The sequence below is a fragment of the Pedobacter psychroterrae genome (assembly GCF_004331695.1).
GTDB lineage: Bacteria > Bacteroidota > Bacteroidia > Sphingobacteriales > Sphingobacteriaceae > Pedobacter > Pedobacter psychroterrae.
The window spans coordinates 25814-49041 of sequence record NZ_SJSL01000004.1 but is presented as its reverse complement, the minus strand read 5'-3'; the positions used below and the strand labels follow the sequence as shown (position 1 = coordinate 49041).

Below are 23228 nucleotides of genomic sequence, written 5' to 3'. Positions count from 1 at the left end.
TTAAATTTATATTTAGGCCAAAGCCAAATTTAGCTTATTGTATTAAACTTTTTTATATTGAATTGGCATAATGCTATGGATTTTTGCCCCAAGGTGTTCAGCATCCAATTGCAGTGTCTCTGAAAATGCTTTATCAGCAGCCTCATGCTGTTCCAATCCTAAATATCCCAGTCCTTTCATAAACGAGCAATGCGCTTTATTTCTAATGTCGAGGTCATCTTCAAAAATCAGCATATTGGGCAGTGAGACAGCAAAGTAATCGATTTTGATGGCATCGTCGATGTGCTGCTCGCCATAGTTGACCAGCTTATTGAAAATCGATGCGGCTTTATCAGGCCTGTCCATTTTATTCCATGCCAGGCCCTGATAGAAGATCTTGTCGGGCTGCTGGTCATTGTAGAACACCGCTGCCGATGGCTCATCAAGTCCTTCACTTGCTTTGACAAAATAGCTATTTGCTGTTTCTGGTTCTCCAAGCCCTTCATAAGCAGATCCTAGCCAGTAAAAGATCTCATTTTCCTGAGCTCCAAACAGCTTACCTTCGCCGAGGTTATGCGGATAACTTTGCGCAGCATTTAAAGCTTCTATTGCATCGTTAAAGTCATTAGACTGGATTTTCTCTTTCGCAATTTCCACAAGACTAAATACGTATTGCCCGGATGCCTTTCCCTCTCCCCCTTCCCAGGGATGAAACTGTCTTTTGCTGATCAGTTCAAGCGCCTTATGATGCTCACCAAGAAAATTGTGTATCGCCACCCATTCCAGGTATACATCATCCCGCTCAAGTGCAGTTTCAAGGTTTGCATGTAAAAATGCTTTTCTTTTTTCTGGACTGTAATTCAGTCTTTTGTACAACTGATGCAGTTCCATGCACAACCTGTCGTCTGTTGGGTCCAGCTCAAAAGCTTTTTCAAAACAGGTCAATGCTTTTTGTTCGTCGTTGCGCTTATTAAAAAAAGCGATCCCTAAGTTGCGTAAAGCGGTCGGGAAATTGCCGTCCAGCTGTGCCGACAGCTCCCAATACGCGATTGCATCATCATACTGACGCTTGTCATAAAACAGGTTTCCAAGATAGTAAGGCGCTTTGGCATCTTCCGGATTTAAGCTGATGGCCAGCTTCAATACATTGATTTCTTCCAGTCTGTTTGGAAAGCAAAGATAAGAATCAGCAGCAGCTGCCAGTTTAAATTGTGCAGTTGCCGTTGTCTGATCATTCATTTTATAGTTCAGCCAGCCTAAATAGTAGTGAACCAAAGGATGCGTTCCTGTAGGTTTCACCCCATGTGCCAACAGGTCTGCTGCTTCTTTATATAATCCTGCTGCTGCATAGTCCAGTGCGTATTCTATAAAGTTTTGTTCATATCCTCTGGAAAGCTTCAGAAGCTCGCTTAATGCCGATGCGCTTTGTTCATTTTCATTTTGCATTGCATAGGCGGCAGACAGTTCATATAATGCTCCAAGATTAAACGGATCTCTTTCCAGTGCCTGTTTTGAAATGGTGACAGACTGGGCTGACTGACCCAGGTTGCGGTATGCGGCAGACTTCAGTACATATGATTTGCTGTTGCTTGCATTGCTGTCAATTGCCAGTGTAATGTGTTCCAGTGCAAGCTGATAATCAGCCCTGCTCAGATCTATCTGTGAAACGGCAAAGAAACCAGAATCTTTCCATGCCCTGCCCCAGGTAGCTTTATAAAATGACTGGTAAGCTTCTTCGTGCTTGTCCTGAAACTTAAGACATAAGCCCAGATTGTAATAAGGTTCCGTGTCGTACGGATTGGGATTGCGCTGTATACTGGTCTCAATGGCCTTTCTAAAATACCCTTCGCTCTTCGCGAACTGACCTCTTCTCAGGTACCATAGGCCCAGCGCATTGTTGCAGCGAAAGTCTTTGTCGTCTCTTCTTAGCGCTTCTTCATAGTACGGGACCGGACTGTAAGTAGCATGACGATATTGTTCCAGATGCTGGGCGGTAAGAAACAGTTGCTCGTTATTTTCCGTGTTCTCCGGACTCAATGCCGGCTTTGCAGGGGAAGGAATTTCGTTCTTTTTATTAGACGAAGGATCATACTTTATCAGCTCCTTGCCATTGGCTGCACTCATAGATAAAACCAGTTGATCTTCAGTAACATCCTGCTCAATAGCCAGTTCTTTGACGTACACTTCCTTAGGATCAATGCTCAATTGCTCACTATAAATCGTTTTATCGCCATGTTTTAAATGGAGCGTGATGTCTTTTTGGACAGAAGTCACATAAACTTTTATAATTACTTTATCACCGGTTTTATTGATGGCCAGCAAGATATCTTTCGTAGCATTTTTTACTACGCCAAGTTCCCTGTAGGGTAAGAAATACTGCGTAAATGACTTCTCCTCATTCGGCATCAGCCAGGTAAAATCGGGCTGGTTGTCGGTAAACATACCCGTCATCAGTTCTATATACGGGCCGTCTTCGTCGGTGAGGTTTCTATCCCATGCCTGTCCAAAATCACTATGTCCCCAGGTCCATTGTTTCTTGCCCGGTGATACATGGTGATTGGCTACATGTAACAGTCCGCCTTGCGTATCGTGCTCATATCCGCCTACGAAATCATAATCAGAATTGATGGCCATGTAGGAAGTCGGCACCGGAATGTTTTTATACATCGATATATCAGTGCCCGGTGAATAATCTACTTTATAATAAGTGCCGGTGGCAATTGGAAACGTAGATACATCCCGCTTGCCGTGGTCAAACACCGCATTTACATCAGGTGGAAATACAGACTGGTAATGGTCGTTCACTTTCACCGCAGGGTTGGCCCACCATAAAAATGTCTGCGGCAGGGCCGATCTGTTGAGCAGTTTAGCCTTGATCTCGATATAAGCCTTATCAGGATGCAGGGTAAAACCCGCCATGCCCTTTGTATGAAACATTTGCTCTACCTCGTTCACCCAGACTGTTTTACTACCGTCTTCATTTTCTTCAATCTTATAATCTACTGGATCAAAAGTACTCGGACGATGGTGCTGAGGCCAGTTGAACTCAATACCCCCTGATATCCAGGGACCAGTTAGCCCCACCAATGCAGGTTTGATGACCTGGTTATAATAGATAAAATGCCTGTCCTTGATCTTATCATAAGCCATCTGGATCCTTCCGCCCAGTTCAGGCAGGATCATGATCTTCAGGTATTCGTTTTCTATAAACAGTCCTGTATAGTCTTTATCAGTCTTTTCGTCCAGTATTTTCTCAATTACAGGGTTGGGATACACCACACCGCTGCTTCCCTGATAGATTCTTTTTTCAAAGAACATTGGGTTTTTGTTTGGCTTACCAATACCATAAGTTGGTATAGAAACCTGCGCTTCCCACACTTTTACGGGCATATTGTTCATCAGTGATACTATATTAAATTTAATGTCTAATTAATGTTTGTTCCAGCTCTTCCAGGGTCTGGCCTTTTGTTTCTTTAACCTTGCCTTTAATGAATAAGAAGCCAAGGAAACATATTCCTGCATACAGGTAAAAAGGACCGAACGTACCTAGTTTTTCTGCAAGTATGGGAAAGGTAAATACGAGTATGAAATAAGCTCCCCACAGGGAAATTACCGCCACAGATGATGCAGCACCCCTTATCTTGTTGGGAAAGATCTCAGAGATCAGTACCCATGTAACTGGAGCTATTGAGATCGCGTACATGCTGATCGCCAGCAATACAAAGATCGAAACCATACCTGCAGGATAATGATTTTGTAATAGGAAGGCGAGTATGAGGTACACTACAGACAGCCCCAATGAACCGATCAGCATCAATGGCTTACGGCCAAGTTTATCTACCTGCCACATCGCCACGATGGTAAATACCAGGTTGACCACTCCTATCGCTACGGTTTCAAAAAGCTGACGGTCCAGATTTGCCCCAACAGATTCGAAGATGGTGGATGTGTAGTTGAACACCACATTGATCCCGCAAAATTGCTGAAATACTGCCAATGTGATCCCAACCACCACTGCCGGCCTGACGCTTTTCTCAAAAACCGCTTTGTACGATAGTTTCTTAACCCCTACCAGCGACTTCTCTATCTCGGTAAACGTGGTGTTGACGAATGATTCAGAACCTAATTTATGTAATACCCTTCTTGCCTCTTCTTCTTTACCGGCTTTCAATAACCATCTTGGACTTTCCGGCAACCATAGCACGCCTACAAGAAATACGATAGAAGGCACTACGCCCAGGCCAAACATCCAGCGCCAGGCATCGGGTCCGGTATCGGCGATGAAGTAATTGACCAGATTGGTTACCAATATTCCTATTACTACTGTTAGCTGATTGATGGCCACGTTACGGCCCCTAACCTTTGCTGGTGAGATCTCGGCGATGTACATAGGACAAAGCATCGAGGCCATCCCTACTCCTATCCCTGCGGCAAAACGCATGATCACGAAGAGCGACAAGCTGGACGAAAAGGCAATACCCAGTGAAGAGAGCGCAAAGATGATAGCAGCAATCATTAAACCTGGTTTACGACCATATCTGTCTGCAATATTCCCTGCTACCAGGCATCCGGCAATACAGCCCAATGCCAGTGATCCGGTCAGGAAGCCCTCCCACCACGCATCAAGCATGAATTGTGTCCTTAAAAAAGGCAAGGCTCCTGATATTACAGCAAAGTCAAATCCGAATAAATAACCGCCCAGTGCGGAGATAAACGAGATACCAATGATGTACTTGTGATTAAAACTTAGTTGTTCTACACTCATTTAGTTTATATTTTGGTTTAATTTAAAGATGTCGGTTTTTTACCTGTGACAAATAGATTATTATTTCTTAAAGATGGACTTTTTTATCATTATTGCAAAGCCTCCGCCCGGCGCCATTTTGACCTTCATTTTAGTCCGGTTGGTTACTTCAATGGTCTGATGCACGTATTGCTCAGCATTGGTTGCAGCATCCGGGCCATCCGTATAGATGTCGGCTGTATAAGTGATGCCGGGTTTCAGGAAACTTAGGTCCAGTTCCAGGTCTTTCGGTTCCCAATTGGTCATTGCCCCTGCGTACCAGTCCTCGCCTTTTCTTTTGGCAACTATCGCATATTCGCCAATCTTAGCTGCCAGCACTTTCGTTTCATCATACACAGTAGGCACAGCAGAAAGGAACTGCATGATATCGGGATATTTCATGTACTCCACGGGTGAATCGGCCAGCATGGCAAATGGCTGGTCGTACAATACAAACATGGCCAGTTCATGGGCACGTGTGCCTTGTCCGGATGGTAATCCCGGATCAATGGGCTTGAATGCCGCTTTGGTTTTATTCCTCATCGCTCCCGGCGTATAGTCCATCGGCCCTGCCAGCATCCTGATAAATGGCATCAGCAGGTGATGGGCAGGATCGATGGTATAATCCCATTTGTCGGACTCCGCCCCCCTTACTGCTTCATAATTTACGATATTCGGATAGGTCTTTTCCATCCCTGTAGGCTTGCTGCAACCATGAAAATTGACCATCAGTTTTCTTTTGGCTGCTTCCTTTGCGATTGTTTCAATCCACTGCATCGCCAACTGGTCATCCCGGTCGAAAAAATCAACCTTAATGCCTACTGCCCCGATTGAAGCCAGGAAATCAAGATTCTTGTCCAAGTCTTTTAATAAGGTGGTCCCCACACACCATAAAAACACGCCGACGTTTTTTTCCTTTGCGCGTTTGATCACCCCCCTTACATCATTTTTCGGGTTGATCTTAGTCAGGTCATAATTGTCAGACCAGCCGGCATCGATCATCAGGTATTCCAGCTTGTTCTCTGCTGCAAAGTCCACATAGTAGTTGTACAGTGCTGTATTTCTGTTGGGCATGCCCGATGGGATATCCGCACCCGGCAACAAGGCATCATGCCACCATTCCCAGGTTGCTTTTCCCGGTTTAATCCAGCTGGTGTCTTTAAGTATAGACGGACTCGCCAACTTACGCACCAGGTGATTGTTTAGCAGGTCGCGGTCATCCACAGAGACCATGACTATTCTCCATGGAAAAGTTCTTTTTCCAGTGGTGCTGGCAAGAAAACCTGCGCGTTCCTTTACTACAGAAACGAAGTTGCCCCAACTGCCCAGTTCTGTTTTAGTTGGATATTGTGCCCAGTTGCCGTTATACTGATCCCCATTTTTCTGAACGTACATTCCCGGGTAATCAAACAAGTCAGATTCTGCAATCACTAGCTCTACACCCGAATCGTGATAGCTAAACAGCGCAGGTGTAGTGGCCCGTTTTCCATTAGCGATCAGTTCCGTAGACACGTACTTCACATATGGGCCTTCCCAGCTGGTATAATTGTCCGTTTCCTGAAGAAAAGCCGCGGGTGATTTAAGTAAATTAAACACTGCTTGTTCGCTGATCACTTTTACTGAGTCTTTAATATTTGTGATGAACCGGTATGCAAACCCTTCTTTATAAACCCTAAATACCATCGCATAATCGCCTTTAATACTTAGCGTTAATTCATTAAATTCCTTTCCGGAACTAGCAGCAGCTTTATTGATGGTTACCTTTTTTCCTAATTCAATATTTTGCAGTTTCATTGAAATAGCTGAAGTCAGCACAACATTCAATCCTTTATAAGCTACACTATAAGTGGTACTATCGCCTGTTAGTATACTGACTGAAAGCTTTTTATCCGGCGATTTAAGTTCATATTTCTTATCAATAGCCTGCGTATTAATACCCGCAAAGCAAATCAGGCAAAGTATCCCTGTTTTCAAGTTCATTTGGTTATTTTTTGGTGTTAAAAGCATAAGTAATCGTTTCTTCAAATACTTCTCCGGGCAGTAAAACAGTAGAAGGAAAATCAGGTTGGTTGGGGCTATCCGGAAAATACTGGCATTCCAGGCATAGTCCGTCAAATGGCTGATAGGTCACATGCCGGTTTCCCGGTACCTTACTATCGAGATAAGCGCCTGTATATAGCATTATTCCTGGATAGGTTGTATAAACAGCCAGTTCCCTGCCAGAATAGTGCTCAGTCAGCACAGCGGCAAGCTGCTGTTTTTTAGGTTCGTAGCAATCCAATACATAGCATACATTCAGGCCTTTTATGTGGGATTGCACTGCTGTCATCCGGTCCACTATCCGCGTATTTTGAAACGACAGCTGTCCTGCGTCAATGATCCGGCCTGTAGGGATATAGTCCGCGCCCGCTTCCACTATTGAACCGGATTGAATGGTTAACCGGTGGTCAAAGATCTTTTGTGCAGTGCCGGCAAGGTTAAAATAACAATGATTGGTAAAGTTTACTACTGTTTTTCTATCGGTGCACGCTTTAAATATTATCCGCAACTCGTTACCAGCTGTCCACTGGTAACTTATTTCGAAGTCAAGATTACCTGGATAACCACCGAACATATCCGGACTTAAATATTTGAATACAAGGCATCCATCTGTATAATTATAATTAAATACTTTATCATTAAACCCTGCCGAAGCACTGTGATTGGTATGCACGCCATCGTTAGGTTCCAGTAAATAATTTACCCCATCCAATGTAAACCTGGCATTTGCTATCCTGTTGGCAAATCTCCCTACCGTAGCTCCTATATAGCAATTGTCCTGAAGATAGCCTGCCAAAGAATTAAAGCCCAGGACTACGTTTTGCAGCTTTCCTTGCTTATCCGGCACATAAACAGACACTACTGTAGCACCGTAATTGGTCAGTTCCACATAGCTTCCATTGGAATTATCCAATCTAAACAGGTGGATCTCCTGTCCGTCCACACTACCCCAACGCTTTTTAGTTATATTCATTGTCAATATTTGGTCTTCATTCGTTTGTGAAATATAAAACTACGCTGAAAACCTCAGCGATAAAATGGATTATCCTTTGGAATGCATGGACTATATCTTCTTTTTGTTACTTATTCCGCTTCATTAAATTACTATCTTCGCTGTACCAACAGATCAGCAATATACATGGAAGAGCAGAAAAAGATTAAAGAGGGCTTTCTTGGTCAAAGAATGATCGTCCTGACCCCAAACATCCGGAAGAGCATTAAAAACAACCCATTAATCAACTCTTTCTACCTTACGGCTATAGGTTACTACCCCCATGCAGTAGGGCACGACAGGGAAAGGAAGACCGGATCTGCAGAGTTCATTTTGCTATACTGCATAGACGGAGAAGGATACATAGAGATGGATCATACTACCTATAATCTAAAAGCCAATACCTTCTTTATTATTCCTAAAAATATACCCCACCGCTATTACAGTTCCACAAAGAACCCATGGAGTATTTACTGGCTGCATTTTAGCGGCACAAACTCCAGAATGATCTATGAGCGTTCGCTGGTCGACAACCAGCACCAGGTACACGCCATTCCATTTGAAGAATACCGCATCCAGTTGTTCAACCAGATCTATTCCATACTGGAACACAGCTTTAGCGCAAAGGAAATGGAGATCATGAACTTCAGGCTGCTTTATTTTGTGACCTCACTGATCTATTATAAAGAAATAAACCCGACTGTATACAGTCAGGACGCGGTGAGTAATTCTATTACCTTCATGAAAGAAAACCTGAGTAAGCGACTGTCTATAAACGAACTAGCCGAGCAACAAAAAATCTCACTTTCGCATTATTTAAGGATCTTTAAGAATAAGACGGGCATATCCCCCATAGCTTATTACAATCAGCTTAAAATTCAGCATTCCTGTCAGTATCTGTACTTTACAGACAAGAGCATCAAGGAGATCTGTTTATTGCTCGGCATAGACGATCAATATTATTTCTCCCGGTTATTCAGTAAGCTGATCGGAACCTCGCCTTCTGAATACCGGAAGAAACATAAAAAATAATTACTCTTTCTTATAAAATGTAAGTTCCATTAAGTGCATGTAACCCTGTACACCCCATGTTTCTAACACCTTAAACCGTACATATCTGTAATTGGGTAAACCTGCCGGGAAGGTAAACTGCTCACCCGCTGCTGCAAAAGCGATGTCTGCCGCGCTGTTCTGTCCGGCTGGCTGGCCTGAAGGCTTGAATGAATTGAATGTGGTCAGTTTGGTCCAGCTTTCCCAGCTTCCGTCCGTATTCGGATTGTTGCTGCCCCACACTTCAAACCGTTTCAAATTGCCCACATTGTACAATGCAGACGACCTTTGCCATAGCCTAAAGCTGTTTAACGTAGTCTGCGCACCCAGGTCAATGCCGAACCATTGCGGCATGCCCGAGCCGCCGGTATGGAAGCCTGCACCCTGTGATTCTTCCTTCTTATTGTCCCACAGATACCTTAATTCCCAACCGTACTCAGAGCGGATGTCAGTAGGAAATGACAGCGCCTGAAACTTGGATTTATCCATTTCTACGATCCTGAAGATCTCAGGAAATTCGCTATAACTGTTTACAAAGAACGCGTCAGCCGCTGTTCTCTCTGGCTTAAAGGACGATTTATACTGGACTGCGGTGCCAAGCTTATAATTGGGGATGTTGATCGACATGGCATCTGACAGCAGCACCCGCTCCTCAGTAGCACCAGACACATTGGTGTATTTAATAACAGTAGAATAATTAGTGCTATCTGCCTTGGTAAAGTTCAGTTTAAGCGATCCGTCGCTGTTAAATTCAAACGGAGTAGATGGATCGTGCGGTCTGTTGGTCAGGCTGGCAGCAAAAGCCGGTCCGTAGACGCGGACATTGTTCAACTCCTGCCCTACAGATTTGTTGCCCGCTGCATCACGCGCCACGATTTTAAAGCTGTATACATATTCCATCAAACCGGGAACAGAAACACTCATCTTTACCGCAGGGTCATTGCTGGTAGCATTTACTACCATCGAGTCCACCCCATTGTTCCAGGTGATCAGGTAGCTTTTTACACTTGGGTCCGGACTTGGGTTCCAAAACAATACCGTTCTTAAATTACCGGCATGGTAGCCCACTTTGGTGGCCAGGCCCGGATAGGTGATTTCTTTATTGTCCAGATAGTCTTTATAATCCTCATTGTATTTCTTACAGCCAAGCACCGCAAGGCAGATACAAGAGATCACAGCAACGTTTATAGTGGTTTTCATTTTTGTCATTTTTAATTAACGATATACTGTTTTTTATAAAGGATTACCATATAAGGAGATCTCCATTGCATTTACATAGTCCTGTCCGCCCCATGTCTGCGTCACTTCAAAGCGCAGGTACTTCACAGCTGGCGCTATCCTTGGCATCGTAAAGTTGACCCCTTTGGCTACCAGCTCTTTGTCAGCTGCATTGGCCTGATTGGCAGGCAAGCCCGATTGTGGATTAGGAAACACAAAGTTGCCCATATTCACCCAGTCGCCCGCTACCGTGCCCGGCGCAGAGCCTACAGGCAGGTTCACATCAGCAGGATTGTCTTTTGTAGCACCCCACATGGTAAATTTCCTGGTATTCTGAAAGCCGAAAAAATCAGAAGGTCTCTGCCAAACCACAAAGCGGCTGATCTTGGCAGTTAGCCCTAAGCCAAATGTGCCGATCGTTTTTGGTGAGCTGATCGTATGCCAGCCATTGCCTTCGAGGCTCCCGTCAAAGAAATAACGAAATTCCCAACCATAGCCAATGGTTCCGTCGCTAGGCAACTTGTAAACAAAAAACTTACTTTTGTCCAGCATTGACTCAGATAAAGGCGTTACCGTCTTGAGCACCGTATCAGACTTGTTTCCAAACCTATCCATGGTATACACCCCTACTTTTTGAGGCGTTGGCGGTAAGCCCCTTACAGATACATCTATAGTGTCACCACTTATGTATTCCGGTTCATTTTCTTCATATGCCTTCGTAGTTTCATTGTAAACCAGGATGTGAAGCGAAACAGGCACTTTGTTTCCGTTCAATCCATAAAAGTTAGCCCCGCCAAAGTCAGGCGTAATCGCCAGGTTGGTGTTGATCAACTGGTAATTTGGGGTAGTTGGGCTTACCTTCACCGTCACCGGATCAGACTTTACATTGGCACGGCTTACCGCATACAGTGTCACTTCATACTCCTGCGCCCTTGCAAAACCGTCTACGGTAATGGTATCGGTATAATAGCTGGCTTTAGTTTCCCTGGTCCTGTTGTCGTTGATGTTGTACTGCGCCAGCACATATAGCAGGTTTTTGGAATCAGGCAGTTTGTACGTGATCTTAGCCCCGCCGTTAAAATTCTCTACACTTACATTGGTCACTACTTCTGGTTTGGTCAGGTCATCAGATATCACCTCGATATTCGGATCGCCTTTTTTACAGGAAGCCATTACCAGCAACGCAAACATCGGGGCCAGTAAGTAAACCAGGTATTTTCTGGAATTAATATGTTTCATCTTAATATTTTTAAATAATTAATTATCAAATGATTAAAGTCGTTACCAGAACGGATTTTGCACCAGGTTCTCATTAACCACTACCTCTGTATTTGAAATTGGCCATAGGTAATCTTTCACGCCAAACACCGGAATAAGTACCGTCTGCGGGCGATAATAATCTACCGCATTCCCCTCCTGCACATTCCATCCCTGCAATGGCCTGCTCAGCACTTCCTGCAGTTCCTTCCACCTGCGAAGGTCCCAGCCCAACTGGCCTTCAAACATCAGTTCTATCCTTCTTTCATGGTGGATGATGGCACGTAATTTAGCCTTATCAGCAGGATCGTTCGGGTTCTTTGCGTAGGCAGCCCAGGCCTGTCTTACACCGAGCAATCCGGCACGCTGTCTTACTTTATCAATATAGGTATACACTTCTTCCGTTGGCGCCCCCAGGCTTTCGTTCAATGCTTCTGCGTACAGCAGGTACAGTCCGCTCAGGCGGATAATCGGCATTCTATAAGGCTGATACACCTGACTTTCATCCAGTACCGAAAGATAATTTGCCAGTTTCTTAGGCCAGTATCCAGTTACGTTCGTTGCAAACGTACTTTTTGGTCCCGCTATCGCAAACGCTCCGCGAGCCTGTACGTAGTACGAGTCGCTCTCATTCCTTTTACCATTCCCAAACCACAGACCACCGTCAAATGCTACGTCTGCATAAAACCTCCGCTCCCTGTTGAAATGCCCTTTGGCAGTTTGGTATCCGCTCTGGATATACGATTTGGTCGCATCAGTTCCTGTCTGCGGGGTATTTCTGCCGGCATAATCCCAAGTTTTATCTTCATTGATAGGCACGCCATTATTGGTATAAAACAACTCAACTGTGGAAATCGGAACAGCAAAGTTAGAGGGATGCTCATTACTGAACGCGATCGCTTTGGTACTCAGTTTAGGGATCACATATCCCTGGTAGTCAAAAGTGAACTGCGATGCCATGATCAGTTCAGGGTTCTCTTCCCATTTCTGGGTAATCACTGCCCGGAGTGTCAGTTCTTTTTTGATATCATCAGAAACATTTTCTACCTGATCTGCCGGAACCGCAGTGTATAGTCTCCCGCCATGCGACTCAAACTCAAGGATCGCTGCCTTACATGCTTCAGCAGCTTTTGTCCATTTAAGCGGATCGTAGGTAGTAGAAAACAGGTTGTTGCCGGCTTTATCTTTAAAAGAAGCGTAGTCAGAATTGCCGTTAAACAGCGGACTGGCAGCTGTAGTCAATACTTCAGCTTTCACGGCCATCCCCATAGATTTGGTGATCCGGCCAAATTCATTGATGCGGTTATCAATTACCGGTGGAAGATCAGGAATGGCCTCATCCAGCAGGCTAACCACATAGTCAAATGACTCATCTACTGTAGAGCGCTTTGCTTTGGTAGCTTCAATTGGTCCGTCAACCGCCCGGTTCTCTTTCATCAGCACAATTGGCCCGTATAGACGGATCAAGTAATAATGATAATAAGCTTTCAGGAATTTCGTCTCCGCTATCCACCGCTTCTTTTCCGTTTCCGTCAGGTCTATCGGCTTATCGATGTTCTCCAGCATGATGTTACAGCGTCGAATGGCCTTGTAGATTTCCTGCCCGCCGTTGGTGCCATTCCAGTGGTTCAGCAGCGGATTGGATGAATTTTGCAAGCCCCTGATCAGCGAAAAGCCCGGCGAGGTAATCTTGTTGAAGGGATTGCCTTCAAAATTGGGATAGATGATCTCTGCAGAGGTGGTGAAGCCAGGATTGCCGACTACCTCCCTGCACAGGTTTTGAAAAGTACTGTAGCATCCGTAGAGGTAGTTTTCTGCTTCATTTCTATTAGAAAAGGCATAATCAAGCGTACCCACATTGTTGGGCACCACATCCAAAAATTTCTTACACGATAAGCTCGTTATGCTAAGCACAAGCAAACAAATCAATTTATAATAGCATCTCATATCTTTTTATAATTATAAATTCACATTTAGGCCCACGTTGAATACCTTCTGGATCGGGTAGGAAAATCCATTGCCCCCCAGTTCAGGGTCCCACAGCTTGAAAGGGCTCCAGGTCAGCAAGTTCATCCCGTTAAAGTATAACCTGGCATTGGCCAGTTTCAATGATTTAGCAATCCTTGAAGGCAGCGTATAGCCTACCTCCAGCGATTTTAACCTGATGAAGCTGGCATCTCTCAACCACCAGGTGCTTGGCTGTAAATTGTTTGCAATCATTGCATTGCTCACACCCAGTCTTGGGTAAGCAGCATAGAGGTCCTGGTTTTCCTCCGACCAGTGGCTATCTGCAAATTCCTTCAATACCTGAGTATTGCCATCTATGTAGGCTACATTACGCTCCACAAAAGGACTTATTTTTCTCGGATCCATAAAGAATGATACCCTTCCCTGTCCCTGGAAGAAAGCCGAAAGGTCAAATCCCTTAAAGCCTGAAGAGAAGCCAAATCCGTAAACAATTTCAGGAGTTTCAGGATACCCTAAAAACACCATATCCAGATCATCTATCCTTCCGTCACCGTTTACATCCCTGTATTTGATATCGCCGCCCTGTGGCAGGATTCCGTTAATGTTGTTTCCGTATGCATCCTGCGTAGTCATCACTTGCCTTGGCGAATTGCGGGCCTCGTTGTCATCCACAAATAACCTTTCGGCGATGTAACCAAAACCGCGACCGATAGGCTGACCCATAAAATGTCTCCAGCTCTCCGCATAATTTGGCTCTTCTATATAAGTGTATTTATTGGTAGAATAAGTAAAATTTCCCCTAACTGAAGCCCAAAGGTCATTGCTAAAGGTCTGTTTATAATCGGCCGACAAGTCAAGGCCCTTTGAGTCAACTACCCCAAGATTGGTGCTTACAGAAGTTTCAAATCCTTCCGTAGCCGGAATGTTTCTTTCACGTAAGATATCATAACGGTGGTTGGTGTATACCTCAGCTACGATGTTCAGGCTTTTCAGGAAGGTAACCTCCGCTGCCAGGTTGGTCTGTCTGGAAGTCTCCCAGGTGATATTTGAATTGGCATAACTCCTGATTGTCACGCCATTGAGCTGGTTTTGGTTGTTGACCCCAAACTGTGCATAGTTGCCTCCGTTCAGGTTTACGTCACTCAGGTAGAAGAAACGCTGACTACCAATCGCATCGTTACCCACCAAACCATGGCTGGCGCGGATCTTCAGGCGGTCTACAACACCATTTGGCTTCCAGAAGCTTTCATTAGAAGCTACCCATGATACCCCAACGGTAGGGAAAAATCCGTACCTATGGTCAATAGAGAAACGCTCAGAACCATTATAACCAAAGTTGAACTCTGCAAAATACCTGCTCTTATAAGAATAGGTAGCCCTTCCTGCCAGGCCTAAGTTTCTGAATGGCAATGAATATGGTAAAGTCGTCGTTTGTGTTCTCGGATCTTTCGCACTTGAATAGAGCGTTTGCTGAGCCGTACCGATAAAGGTAGCATTGATGTTGTGGTCGCCCAGTTGCTTATTATAATCCAGAGCTCCCTGCAGGTAATAGAATGAATTGGCATTAGGCTCATTCCTGTTGTACACCAGATATTCAGTCGGCACATTGTTGGCCACATTGTTTCTTGGGTTTAGCCAGGTTAGCGAATATTCATTCGTCAGCTTATCATACCCTGTAGCACTGTAGAAATAAGGCGAATACGCCAGTTGCGAATCAAAGTACGAATACCTGTTGGTGTTGAATATCCCTCTCATTTTCAATCCCTCAGTGATGAAACCAAAATCCTGGTTCAGCTCTACCTGGGCCGACATACGCGACTCTGACGAGTTTTTATGTCCCCTTAGCAACTGTGCATAAGGATTTCCAGAGGGATACCTGATGCTGTTGTTTGCCGTACCATCTGGTCCGCCCACGTTACCAAACAAGATGTGGTTGGCCCTGGCGTTTGCAGCATCAGCAGGATAATATGCCGGAAATAAAACCGGACTGGCATGCATGGCCACATTGTACAAATCAGAAGCAAACGATCCATCTGCCGTGATGGGCCCATTGTATTCGCTGAAAGTACCGGATAGCCTCACGATCATTTCCGTAGTTTTTGAGAGGTTGATGTTTACATTCGAGCGCAACTGGTAATTCTTGAAATTAACGTTGTTGTCGTTGTTGTTTCTGATATCGGTTTTCAATACGCCATTGTCGATGTTATATGATCCTGCTACATAATATTTGGCAGTGGCACCACCACCGCTTATACTCAGGTTATTGCGCTGTGTACTGGCCCTGTCTTTAAACAGCATATCCAGCCAGTCTACCGCCGGGTACACATATTCATTGCTGCCTGGCGCACCCGCCATCGTAGCCCTGGTATTATTGATCTTAGTCTGCGTAAAAGGCAAAGGCAACTTAGGATCCCGCGTCAGTGAAGCCTCATTGTACAGGTCCATGTACTGTAGCGGATCTACCAGTTCGAGTGTGCTGGTAGATTGCGACATAGAGTACTCAGTCCGGAAGTTGATTTTCGCACTGCCCTCTTTACCTTCTTTAGTACTCACCAAAATAACCCCATTCGCACCCCTTGCCCCATACAACGCAGTGGCGCTGGCATCCTTAAGGATCACGAAGCTGGCGATATCATCCACCTGCAACCGCGCCAGGTCATTTGCAGTCAGCTCCACATTGTCTATCAGGATCAGGGGCTCTCTTTTGTAGCCGAACGTGGTTACCCCCCTGATAAAGAAGGAAGCATTGTCCTGTCCAGGCTGCCCACTTCTTTGATATGCAATGATACCGGCCGCCTGTCCGGCCAATGAAGCCGTCAGGTTACTGGCAGGGATTTTTAAGTTGCCGGGTGTAATGCTAGTTACCGAGCCTACCAGTGCTTCTTTTCTTTCCTTCTTACCAAAAGCGGTAATCACCACCTCACTCGCCTGAATGCTGTTTTCACTCAGCACTATGTTTAGTGTTTTAGTATCAGCAGTTACGGTTACCGTTTTCTCCAAATATCCGATATAGGATATTTTCAGTAAAGTCCCCGGTGCAACATCGATCACAAATTTTCCATTGTTTCCTGTTATAGCACCATTCTTTGCGTCATTTGCCGCAACAATACTTGCTCCCGGAATGACTACTCCGGTAGAATCTGTTACTGTACCTGTTACTGTGATTTTGGGCTGTGTCTGCGCATGGGTGTCATTACTTATTGCTATAAATAGTATAACTAACAATGCACTTAGCAGGGGTAGAACTCTGCCCGTTTTTTTTCGGGTAAAAAATTTTCTCATACTTAAGTTATAATTGGTTATGTAAACTTAGCGTTATGAGAAATGCTTAAAAATGGATAAAAATAAAAAATAAATGGACAATACTATCATTATTGATGGGCATTCAAGCTACCGGTATATACACTGTCTGCCACTTCATTATCGGGTGTAGAAATAAAAGAAATATAGGTTTCCATGTGTTGTCTCTGTAATACTGCAGCTATACTAGATCAATGCATCAATTTGTTCCTTTGAGAGCTTAGTATACTTGACGATCCTTTCAATATTAACCCCATCTTGTTTCATTTGCAAGGCAATCTCCTTTTTCTCAGCTAAAGCCTTTAATCGTTCTTCTTCACGACCTTCTTCACGACCTTCTTTAAGACCTTCTTTAAGACCTTCTTGACGGCCTTCTTGAGAGGCGCTTTCTCGTGCCTTTTCTATTTGAAAATCCATTACATTTTGGTTATCCCATTTTACTTGTTGTGCAGTTCTGTACATATTTCTTTCCTCCTTAGTTAAGCTGGCGTATTTAGCCAAATAAAAAAAATTAGATAATTCTGGTGCCGTCAAAAAATCCGGTTTTGCGCTCATTTCTGCGGCATGTTTTAATGCATAAATCCACTGATCAAGTGCTGACTTCAGATCAGCTTCTTTTTTAGCAAATTTCTTGACCTCGATATAGATGAAATGGAGTTTGTCATAAAAAGGCGCTCCTGTTTTAGTATAGCATAGTGAAACATTATGCATGTAAGCACCACCTTCTATATCCGGTAGGCAAAATTGTTCCAATAGAGAAATGGAATATATTTCTTTCAGATTATACTTCCATTCTTTATTTCCTTTTGGGGCTTGATCACTGATCAACCTACTGGTATAAAACAGCGATCGTTCTTTAAAATACTTTTGTTCCTGCCTTTGTACCTCCACCAAAAAAGCTGTACCATCTACATCGGTACAAAGAAAATCAAATACGGCAGTGGCATCCTCTTTTATTTCCCCAGGATATTCGTTCTTACCATAGCTGATAGTTTCGATCTGTCTTTTACCCGCTAAAATTTCATTAAGAAAAGCCTTTACAACTTCCTTGCTCGTTTCCGAAGCAAAAATCCTTTTAAAAGCCCAGTCTTCAAATGGATTGATATAAGTTTCGGGCAAACCAATGGCTTTACTTTCATATACACCAGACGGCTCTTTAACGACGACATCTAATAGATCTTCTTCTGATTTTCCAAGACTTTGCTCCATGACTCATTTCCAAATAATAAGTTAAACCAAATATAGCAACAATAATCAAAACAACCAATATTATCTCTTAAATAAAATATAATATCAAAATACAATATTTTGATATTATTTGCAATATTTTGAACAACCTTTAGCTCCCTCCCCTCAATCTACTTATATACACTTCCGTAACCCCAAAGTAATCTGCCAGTTGCTTTTGCGAGTATACAATTGGTCAATGCCTCTGCCTCATGCGCAGTCACTTTCAATGTCAGGAAATCTGCTTTAAAAAAAGGAATATCACCGAGCCTTTGATAAAATGCAATAATTTAAATGCGGAAAATGCCTATTGCATTTCTGATGGCTTCCTCTACCGGGCTGCACGATCCGCTGCCACGGATATCAAACCCACTCCTGATTAATAGCGGCGGTTGTGCCATAAACTTAGGCACCTTGCCACGGTGCAGCTGCGTAGCATGACAGATATATAAACTTACCTGTGATCTACTAAGGTTTTAACAGAAAGTATTTTTTGCGGAACCAGAAGGCAACGTTAACGAGCGCAATCAATGCTGGTACTTCTACCAACGGTCCGATGACACCGACGAATGCCTGGCCCGAGTTGATTCCGAACACACCAATAGCAACTGCAATTGCCAGTTCAAAGTTATTACCGGCAGCGGTAAAGGCAATCGAAGTGCTTTGGGAATAATCGGCACCCATTTTCTTGCCTGCAAAAAAGCTAACAAGGAACATCAGCGCAAAGTAGATTACCAGCGGTATTGCAATTCGGACTACATCCATTGGTATTTGCACAATAAGCTCACCTTTCAGGCCGAACATGACCACAATAGTAAAGAGCAATGCAATTAAGGTGATTGGAGAAACAAAAGGAATAAACTTCTGCTGGAACCAGTTCTCGCCTTTCAATTTGATTAAAGCGAACCTGCTGATGAATCCGGCAGCGAAAGGAACACCAAGATATAGACCTACACTTTTAGCAATTTCTCCAATGGTGATATCCACATCCAGTCCCTTGATACCAAATAGCGGCGGTAATACGGTAATAAAAAAATAAGCATAAATGCTGTAGAGCAACACCTGGAAGATGCTGTTCAGTGCAATAAGTCCGGCAGCATACTCCCTGTTACCTTCGGCAAGTTCATTCCATACCACTACCATCGCGATACAACGGGCAAGGCCGATGAGTATCAGGCCAATCATATATTCCGGATAATTGTGCAGAAAAGTAATGGCAAGTATAAACATTAGTACCGGCCCAACGACCCAGTTCAGTAAAAGAGAGGTGCCAAGTACTTTCGTGTTGCCAAAGACTTCTGCCATCTTTTCATACCGGACCTTAGCAAGCGGCGGGTACATCATCAGGATCAGGCCAATAGCAAGCGGCACATTTGTCGTGCCGCTTGAAAATGAGTTTATGAAGCCTGCTGAGGAAGGCACGAAGTAACCGATACTGACTCCAACAGCCATCGCAAGGAATATCCATAGCGTGAGGTACCGATCTAAGAAGCTTAGCTTCTTTCTTTCTGTTGCCGGAGCGCAGTGATTCAGTGACATATTAATTCTTCAGGTTTTCGTTAACAAACGTCTGTGCATACTTTCTGATCATTTCACGCACTTCCCTGAACTCTTCCATAACCTCTTCATCGGTTCCTTTAGCTTTTGCCGGATCAGGAAAGTTGTAGTGCAGCTTGACAGCATTAGTTGGAAAGTAAGGGCAGCTTTCTTTTGCATTGTCACAAACGGTGATCACAAAGTCAAAGTCTATTCCTATGTATTCATTCACATTATTTGAGGTATGACCTGAAATATCTATCCCATCTCTTTTCATGATCTCGATGGCTTTTGGATTGACACCATGCGTTTCAATGCCTGCGCTGTAGATCTCAGCGGCGTCACCCGCGAAATGTCTTAAATAGCCTTCGGCAATCTGACTGCGGCAACTATTGCCGGTACATAATACGAGTACTTTCTTCATTTTTATAGTAAAGTTTAGTGTTTTAATTAACAGCAGCCGGAGCCTGGTTCACAAGTCTGACCTGCACCTGCAAGGTTCAGCATTAGCAGTTTTGGCTTTTCCTGCTTCGCCGCTGGTGTGCAGCATTCCTCACCTGATTCTGTTGTTCCGCAACTTCCTCCACGACCAATGGCTTTGCACTGTGTGAAGTCAGGGATCAGGTTAACGATCAGGTTATCTCCATCGATGATGAATTCGCCGGGGTACATCTGCCTGGTATCAAAAACTGAATTACCAAACTCTATTTTCACTGTTCCCAGGGGATTGAGTGATAGTGATTTTTCGACGATTTTAACAATAGATAATGCTTTACTGACCTGCATTGCCCTTTCGCTATCCTGTACGGATGGTTCCCAAAGCTGTACAATGATTTCCGTCCAGATATTCATTTTGCCACCACAATCCACAGAAACAATTGGTGCCTGCTTGATTTCAGTGATGTGATAAGATGCATCTACCCATTTGCCTTCAGCATACTGGAATTGCAGGGTTAGATCCGGATGCTGTTCTAAAGTGGCTTTAAACGTTTGCCAGTTGGTGAATTCTGTGGTTTCCATAATATTGCAATTTAACGATTGATATAAGTAAAAAAAGGTTAGCAGCAGGTGGTCTCGCCTTTATATGAAGCTAAAAATCCTCCAAGCTCTTCTTCCAATAATTTCCATGTCTTAGGATTGATGCAGTAGCAAACGCTAACACCTTCAATAGTTCCCTGAATGATTCCCGCTGTTTTCAATTCTTTCAGATGCTGCGAAATCGTAGCCTGAGCCAGACCAAGCTCACCTACCAGATCACCGCAGATACAGGTGTTTGATATAATGATCCTTTGCAGGATGGCGATACGCGCTGGATGAGCAATCGCTTTCAATAATGTGGAAAGCTGGTTTTGCTCGTCGGTGAATATTTCTGATTTTGTAAGTCCCATAATTTTATATCGCAATATTACGATACTTATTTTTAAGCTGCAAGTATTAGCGAGATTTTTTTACAAAAAAAATGTTATTACCCGCCATAGAAAGAATCTATTTGATGGTATCGAGCCTTAGACTAGCATGTGCTGGATCCTGAAATAAATTCAGGATGACGTGGGTGTGTTTAAAATCATCTAATAACTTGGTAACCACAACCCTATTGTGTGTTTTTTATGTAGTCAAAAAAACAACCTGCTGACCCCTGATCAATGCTTCATCAGCATCTATTACCTCCACGATCTTGATCCCAAGTTCCGCACAAGCTTCTGAATACAGGGAAGTATGCTGTCCGGTACTGACTAGATATAACGGGATGGACTTGTCTAAATCCTTTAGTTCGGCCCCGATAAGCAGACCACTTAAATAATAGTAATTTAATTTCGAGGAGATTTGCCCGAGTACCTGACGGGTACGAACTAGGAAACTGGCATGTAAAATATTATCTGATGAGCCTGCAGCCACGCCTTCTTTAAAATGCTGCTTGCAATCGTGATCTTCCAGATCACCGTCTGACTTCACAGATCCTGAAAGTACACTGTGCCCAGATAGTAAGTCAAAAAACTCACCGGTCATATAGGTTTTGAAACTTCGTAGTTCACATCCTTCAATTAATATATGTTTAGGGTGTGTTCCGGGCATTAGTAACTGTACTGCCCTATCGATATCGTCCAAATAATGCGCGCAGCCCAATACCTTGGTCTCCTCACCCCGCATTACATCATTGGCTGTACAGGCTCCGGAAATAACAATAAGCGGATTATCAGGACTATGCTCCTGAATAGCCCTGATGTTAAGATCAGAACCGTTTAAAGCAAAAGGAAGCTCCTTATATGGAATGTCGACCAATCCAATGGTAGATGATGCCATTCCGGACAGCAGAACAGGTATTCCTGTCAAACTTAGTCCATAATTTTGCAGATCTGCTTGTTGAATTAGCTCATCAATCCGGGTCTTGATGATCCCCACATAAAATGCCTGTCGATCTACCGAATCTTGCTGTTGCAGCCAAGCCCGATAAGTATCGGCAATCCCCTGCTTATTTTTTATGTCTGCCAGGACTTTCAGCCCCTCTGCTTCAATAAGCCTCAACCGGAAAGAACTGGTACCCCAGTCGCAACTTAAAAAATGATTCATCATATCACCGGATCAGGACTGGATTTAATACGTTCTACATTGCCCACCAGGAATAGATAAGAACACGCACCTGCCAACCCCATTAGTGCCACAAATACCAGCGCAGGCGCAAAATTGCCGCCACTTGCTAAAAAGCCGATCACAATAGGAACAATTATACCGGACAACTGCCCAATAAAATTAAACACCCCTCCAGTAATATCAATCAAATGTTTCGGCGCCAGCGTGGATACAAAAATCCAGGTGATAGATGCAAAACCAACCCCAAAGAAGGAGAGCGACATAAACAGGATGATCAGTGCCGGACTATCCACATAATTGGCACCCAATATCAGTACCGATATCAACAGGCCAATGATGATGGGACGCTTGCGTGCCTTTGCAGCTGATACGCCTTTTTTTATCAGGTAGTCGGACAAAAATCCCGAACTCAATACACCTACAAATGCTGCCAGGTAAGGTACAGAAGCCCAATATCCGGATTTGATAAAGTCCATACCACGATAGTCTACCAGGTATTTCGGAAACCAGGTGAGGAAAAACCACAGCGTTGAGTTCACTGCAAACTGCCCGATGTAAATACCCCACAGCTTACGGTGCGACAAAACCTCTTTCAAATCCGTCCACTTAAATTTCTTCCTTGAACTATCTTCTTCTGCTACTTGCTTATCCAGCATACCGCCTCCTTTTTCTATCAATTCCAGCTCTGCCTCATTGACTCGCTTATGCTTCATAGGATCGCGATAGAATATATACCACACAATTCCCCATAGGATACCCACCAGACCCGTTACCACAAATAGGCCTTTCCATCCCACATAAAACTGTACTTTGGACAGTACTGGCATCAAAAATGCCAGCCCCAGAAACTGACCCGACGTGTAAATGGCAATGGCCGAAGCCCGTTCATTGTCGGGAAACCAGTTGCTCACTACCCTATTGTTAATGGGAAAAGCCGGCGCCTCAAAAACGCCCGTGGCCATCCGCAAGCCAAATAAAGTTACAAACCCTCTGGCAAAGCCCTGAAATACTGTAGCCACCGACCAGGTGATCAGACTGAACGCATACAATACCCGCGGACTATATCGCTTGACCATAATTCCCCCCGGAATCTGAAACATAAGATATGTCCAGCTAAATGCTGAAAAAATAAGCCCCATCTGCATCGAAGTAAATTCAAATTCTTTACTGATCTCTGAAGCGGCTACGGCCAGATTGCTCCTGTCCATATAGTTGATAACCACGTTTACAAAGATCAGAAACAGGATCTGGTACCTGATTTTGCTTGGTTTTGTGTTATTCATCTTGATC

Annotated in this window: 16 protein-coding genes; 1 reads left to right on the top strand and 15 read right to left on the bottom strand. The window is 44.0% G+C overall.

The genetic code is table 11. The annotated features are described in order from the left end of the window. Positions 1 to 42: 42 nt before the first annotated feature. Genes EZ437_RS15290 through EZ437_RS15275 form a run of 4 tightly spaced genes read right to left on the bottom strand, consistent with a single transcriptional unit; the run spans position 43 to position 7775 of the window. Positions 43 to 3378 (bottom strand): DUF5107 domain-containing protein, encoded by a 3336-nt coding sequence (locus tag EZ437_RS15290; protein WP_131596936.1) that lies wholly within the window; start codon positions 3376 to 3378, stop codon positions 43 to 45. Positions 3379 to 3397: 19 nt separating this feature from the next. After that, the gene (locus tag EZ437_RS15285; RefSeq protein ID WP_131596935.1) at positions 3398 to 4744 is read right to left on the bottom strand and encodes a sugar porter family MFS transporter; all 1347 of its coding nucleotides are present in this window, start codon (positions 4742 to 4744) and stop codon (positions 3398 to 3400) included. A 60-nt stretch (positions 4745 to 4804) separates the two neighbouring features. Continuing rightward, the gene (locus EZ437_RS15280) at positions 4805 to 6742 is read right to left on the bottom strand and encodes a glycoside hydrolase family 97 protein (RefSeq protein ID WP_165500436.1); all 1938 of its coding nucleotides are present in this window, start codon (positions 6740 to 6742) and stop codon (positions 4805 to 4807) included. Between the two features lie 4 nt (positions 6743 to 6746). Beyond that, complete coding sequence (locus EZ437_RS15275) at positions 6747 to 7775, bottom strand: aldose epimerase family protein (protein WP_131596933.1); 1029 nt, start codon at positions 7773 to 7775, stop codon at positions 6747 to 6749. Positions 7776 to 7940: 165 nt separating this feature from the next. On the opposite strand from EZ437_RS15275, the gene EZ437_RS15270 reads away from it, so the two are divergent. Then, on the top strand, positions 7941 to 8825 hold the full coding sequence (locus EZ437_RS15270) for an AraC family transcriptional regulator (RefSeq protein ID WP_131596932.1): 885 nt from the start codon (positions 7941 to 7943) through the stop codon (positions 8823 to 8825). Here the strand turns inward: EZ437_RS15270 and EZ437_RS15265 are convergent, their stop codons facing one another. The 11 genes from EZ437_RS15265 to EZ437_RS15215 form a co-directional block, all read right to left on the bottom strand. Continuing rightward, on the bottom strand, positions 8826 to 10043 hold the full coding sequence (locus EZ437_RS15265) for a DUF5000 domain-containing lipoprotein (protein WP_165500435.1): 1218 nt from the start codon (positions 10041 to 10043) through the stop codon (positions 8826 to 8828). Between the two features lie 33 nt (positions 10044 to 10076). Then, the gene (locus EZ437_RS15260; protein ID WP_131596930.1) at positions 10077 to 11300 is read right to left on the bottom strand and encodes a DUF4959 domain-containing protein; all 1224 of its coding nucleotides are present in this window, start codon (positions 11298 to 11300) and stop codon (positions 10077 to 10079) included. Between the two features lie 42 nt (positions 11301 to 11342). After that, complete coding sequence (locus EZ437_RS15255) at positions 11343 to 13232, bottom strand: RagB/SusD family nutrient uptake outer membrane protein (RefSeq protein WP_225869596.1); 1890 nt, start codon at positions 13230 to 13232, stop codon at positions 11343 to 11345. Between the two features lie 45 nt (positions 13233 to 13277). Then, complete coding sequence (locus tag EZ437_RS15250) at positions 13278 to 16568, bottom strand: SusC/RagA family TonB-linked outer membrane protein (RefSeq protein ID WP_131596928.1); 3291 nt, start codon at positions 16566 to 16568, stop codon at positions 13278 to 13280. Positions 16569 to 16772: 204 nt separating this feature from the next. After that, positions 16773 to 17795, bottom strand: a complete 1023-nt coding sequence (locus EZ437_RS15245; protein ID WP_131596927.1) for an Rpn family recombination-promoting nuclease/putative transposase — start codon at positions 17793 to 17795, stop codon at positions 16773 to 16775. A 486-nt stretch (positions 17796 to 18281) separates the two neighbouring features. After that, on the bottom strand, positions 18282 to 19352 hold the full coding sequence (gene arsB / locus EZ437_RS15240) for an ACR3 family arsenite efflux transporter (RefSeq protein WP_131596926.1): 1071 nt from the start codon (positions 19350 to 19352) through the stop codon (positions 18282 to 18284). Between the two features lies 1 nt (position 19353). Next, complete coding sequence (locus EZ437_RS15235) at positions 19354 to 19773, bottom strand: arsenate reductase ArsC (protein WP_131596925.1); 420 nt, start codon at positions 19771 to 19773, stop codon at positions 19354 to 19356. Positions 19774 to 19799: 26 nt separating this feature from the next. Beyond that, complete coding sequence (locus EZ437_RS15230) at positions 19800 to 20369, bottom strand: DUF6428 family protein (RefSeq protein WP_131596924.1); 570 nt, start codon at positions 20367 to 20369, stop codon at positions 19800 to 19802. 38 nt (positions 20370 to 20407) lie between these two features. Beyond that, entirely contained in the window at positions 20408 to 20737 is a 330-nt protein-coding gene (locus EZ437_RS15225; RefSeq protein WP_131596923.1) for an ArsR/SmtB family transcription factor, read from the bottom strand. A 217-nt stretch (positions 20738 to 20954) separates the two neighbouring features. After that, positions 20955 to 21920, bottom strand: a complete 966-nt coding sequence (locus EZ437_RS15220) for a 2-dehydro-3-deoxygalactonokinase (protein ID WP_131596922.1) — start codon at positions 21918 to 21920, stop codon at positions 20955 to 20957. After that, positions 21917 to 23221 (bottom strand): MFS transporter, encoded by a 1305-nt coding sequence (locus EZ437_RS15215; protein ID WP_131596921.1) that lies wholly within the window; start codon positions 23219 to 23221, stop codon positions 21917 to 21919. Before EZ437_RS15215 ends, EZ437_RS15220 begins: the two co-directional genes overlap by 4 nt. Positions 23222 to 23228: the final 7 nt, after the last annotated feature.

Excerpts from the sequence above, each read along its gene's own strand:
- EZ437_RS15290 (WP_131596936.1), bottom strand. The coding sequence starts at position 3,378 with ATGAACAATATGCCCGTAAAAGTGTGGGAAGCGCAGGTTTCTATACCA.
- EZ437_RS15285 (WP_131596935.1), bottom strand. The coding sequence starts at position 4,744 with ATGAGTGTAGAACAACTAAGTTTTAATCACAAGTACATCATTGGTATC.
- EZ437_RS15280 (WP_165500436.1), bottom strand. The coding sequence starts at position 6,742 with ATGAACTTGAAAACAGGGATACTTTGCCTGATTTGCTTTGCGGGTATT.
- EZ437_RS15275 (WP_131596933.1), bottom strand. The coding sequence starts at position 7,775 with ATGAATATAACTAAAAAGCGTTGGGGTAGTGTGGACGGACAGGAGATC.
- EZ437_RS15270 (WP_131596932.1), top strand. The coding sequence starts at position 7,941 with ATGGAAGAGCAGAAAAAGATTAAAGAGGGCTTTCTTGGTCAAAGAATG.
- EZ437_RS15265 (WP_165500435.1), bottom strand. The coding sequence starts at position 10,043 with ATGAAAACCACTATAAACGTTGCTGTGATCTCTTGTATCTGCCTTGCG.
- EZ437_RS15260 (WP_131596930.1), bottom strand. The coding sequence starts at position 11,300 with ATGAAACATATTAATTCCAGAAAATACCTGGTTTACTTACTGGCCCCG.
- EZ437_RS15250 (WP_131596928.1), bottom strand. The coding sequence starts at position 16,568 with ATGAGAAAATTTTTTACCCGAAAAAAAACGGGCAGAGTTCTACCCCTG.
- EZ437_RS15245 (WP_131596927.1), bottom strand. The coding sequence starts at position 17,795 with ATGGAGCAAAGTCTTGGAAAATCAGAAGAAGATCTATTAGATGTCGTC.
- arsB (WP_131596926.1), bottom strand. The coding sequence starts at position 19,352 with ATGTCACTGAATCACTGCGCTCCGGCAACAGAAAGAAAGAAGCTAAGC.
- EZ437_RS15235 (WP_131596925.1), bottom strand. The coding sequence starts at position 19,773 with ATGAAGAAAGTACTCGTATTATGTACCGGCAATAGTTGCCGCAGTCAG.
- EZ437_RS15230 (WP_131596924.1), bottom strand. The coding sequence starts at position 20,369 with ATGGAAACCACAGAATTCACCAACTGGCAAACGTTTAAAGCCACTTTA.
- EZ437_RS15225 (WP_131596923.1), bottom strand. The coding sequence starts at position 20,737 with ATGGGACTTACAAAATCAGAAATATTCACCGACGAGCAAAACCAGCTT.
- EZ437_RS15220 (WP_131596922.1), bottom strand. The coding sequence starts at position 21,920 with ATGATGAATCATTTTTTAAGTTGCGACTGGGGTACCAGTTCTTTCCGG.
- EZ437_RS15215 (WP_131596921.1), bottom strand. The coding sequence starts at position 23,221 with ATGAATAACACAAAACCAAGCAAAATCAGGTACCAGATCCTGTTTCTG.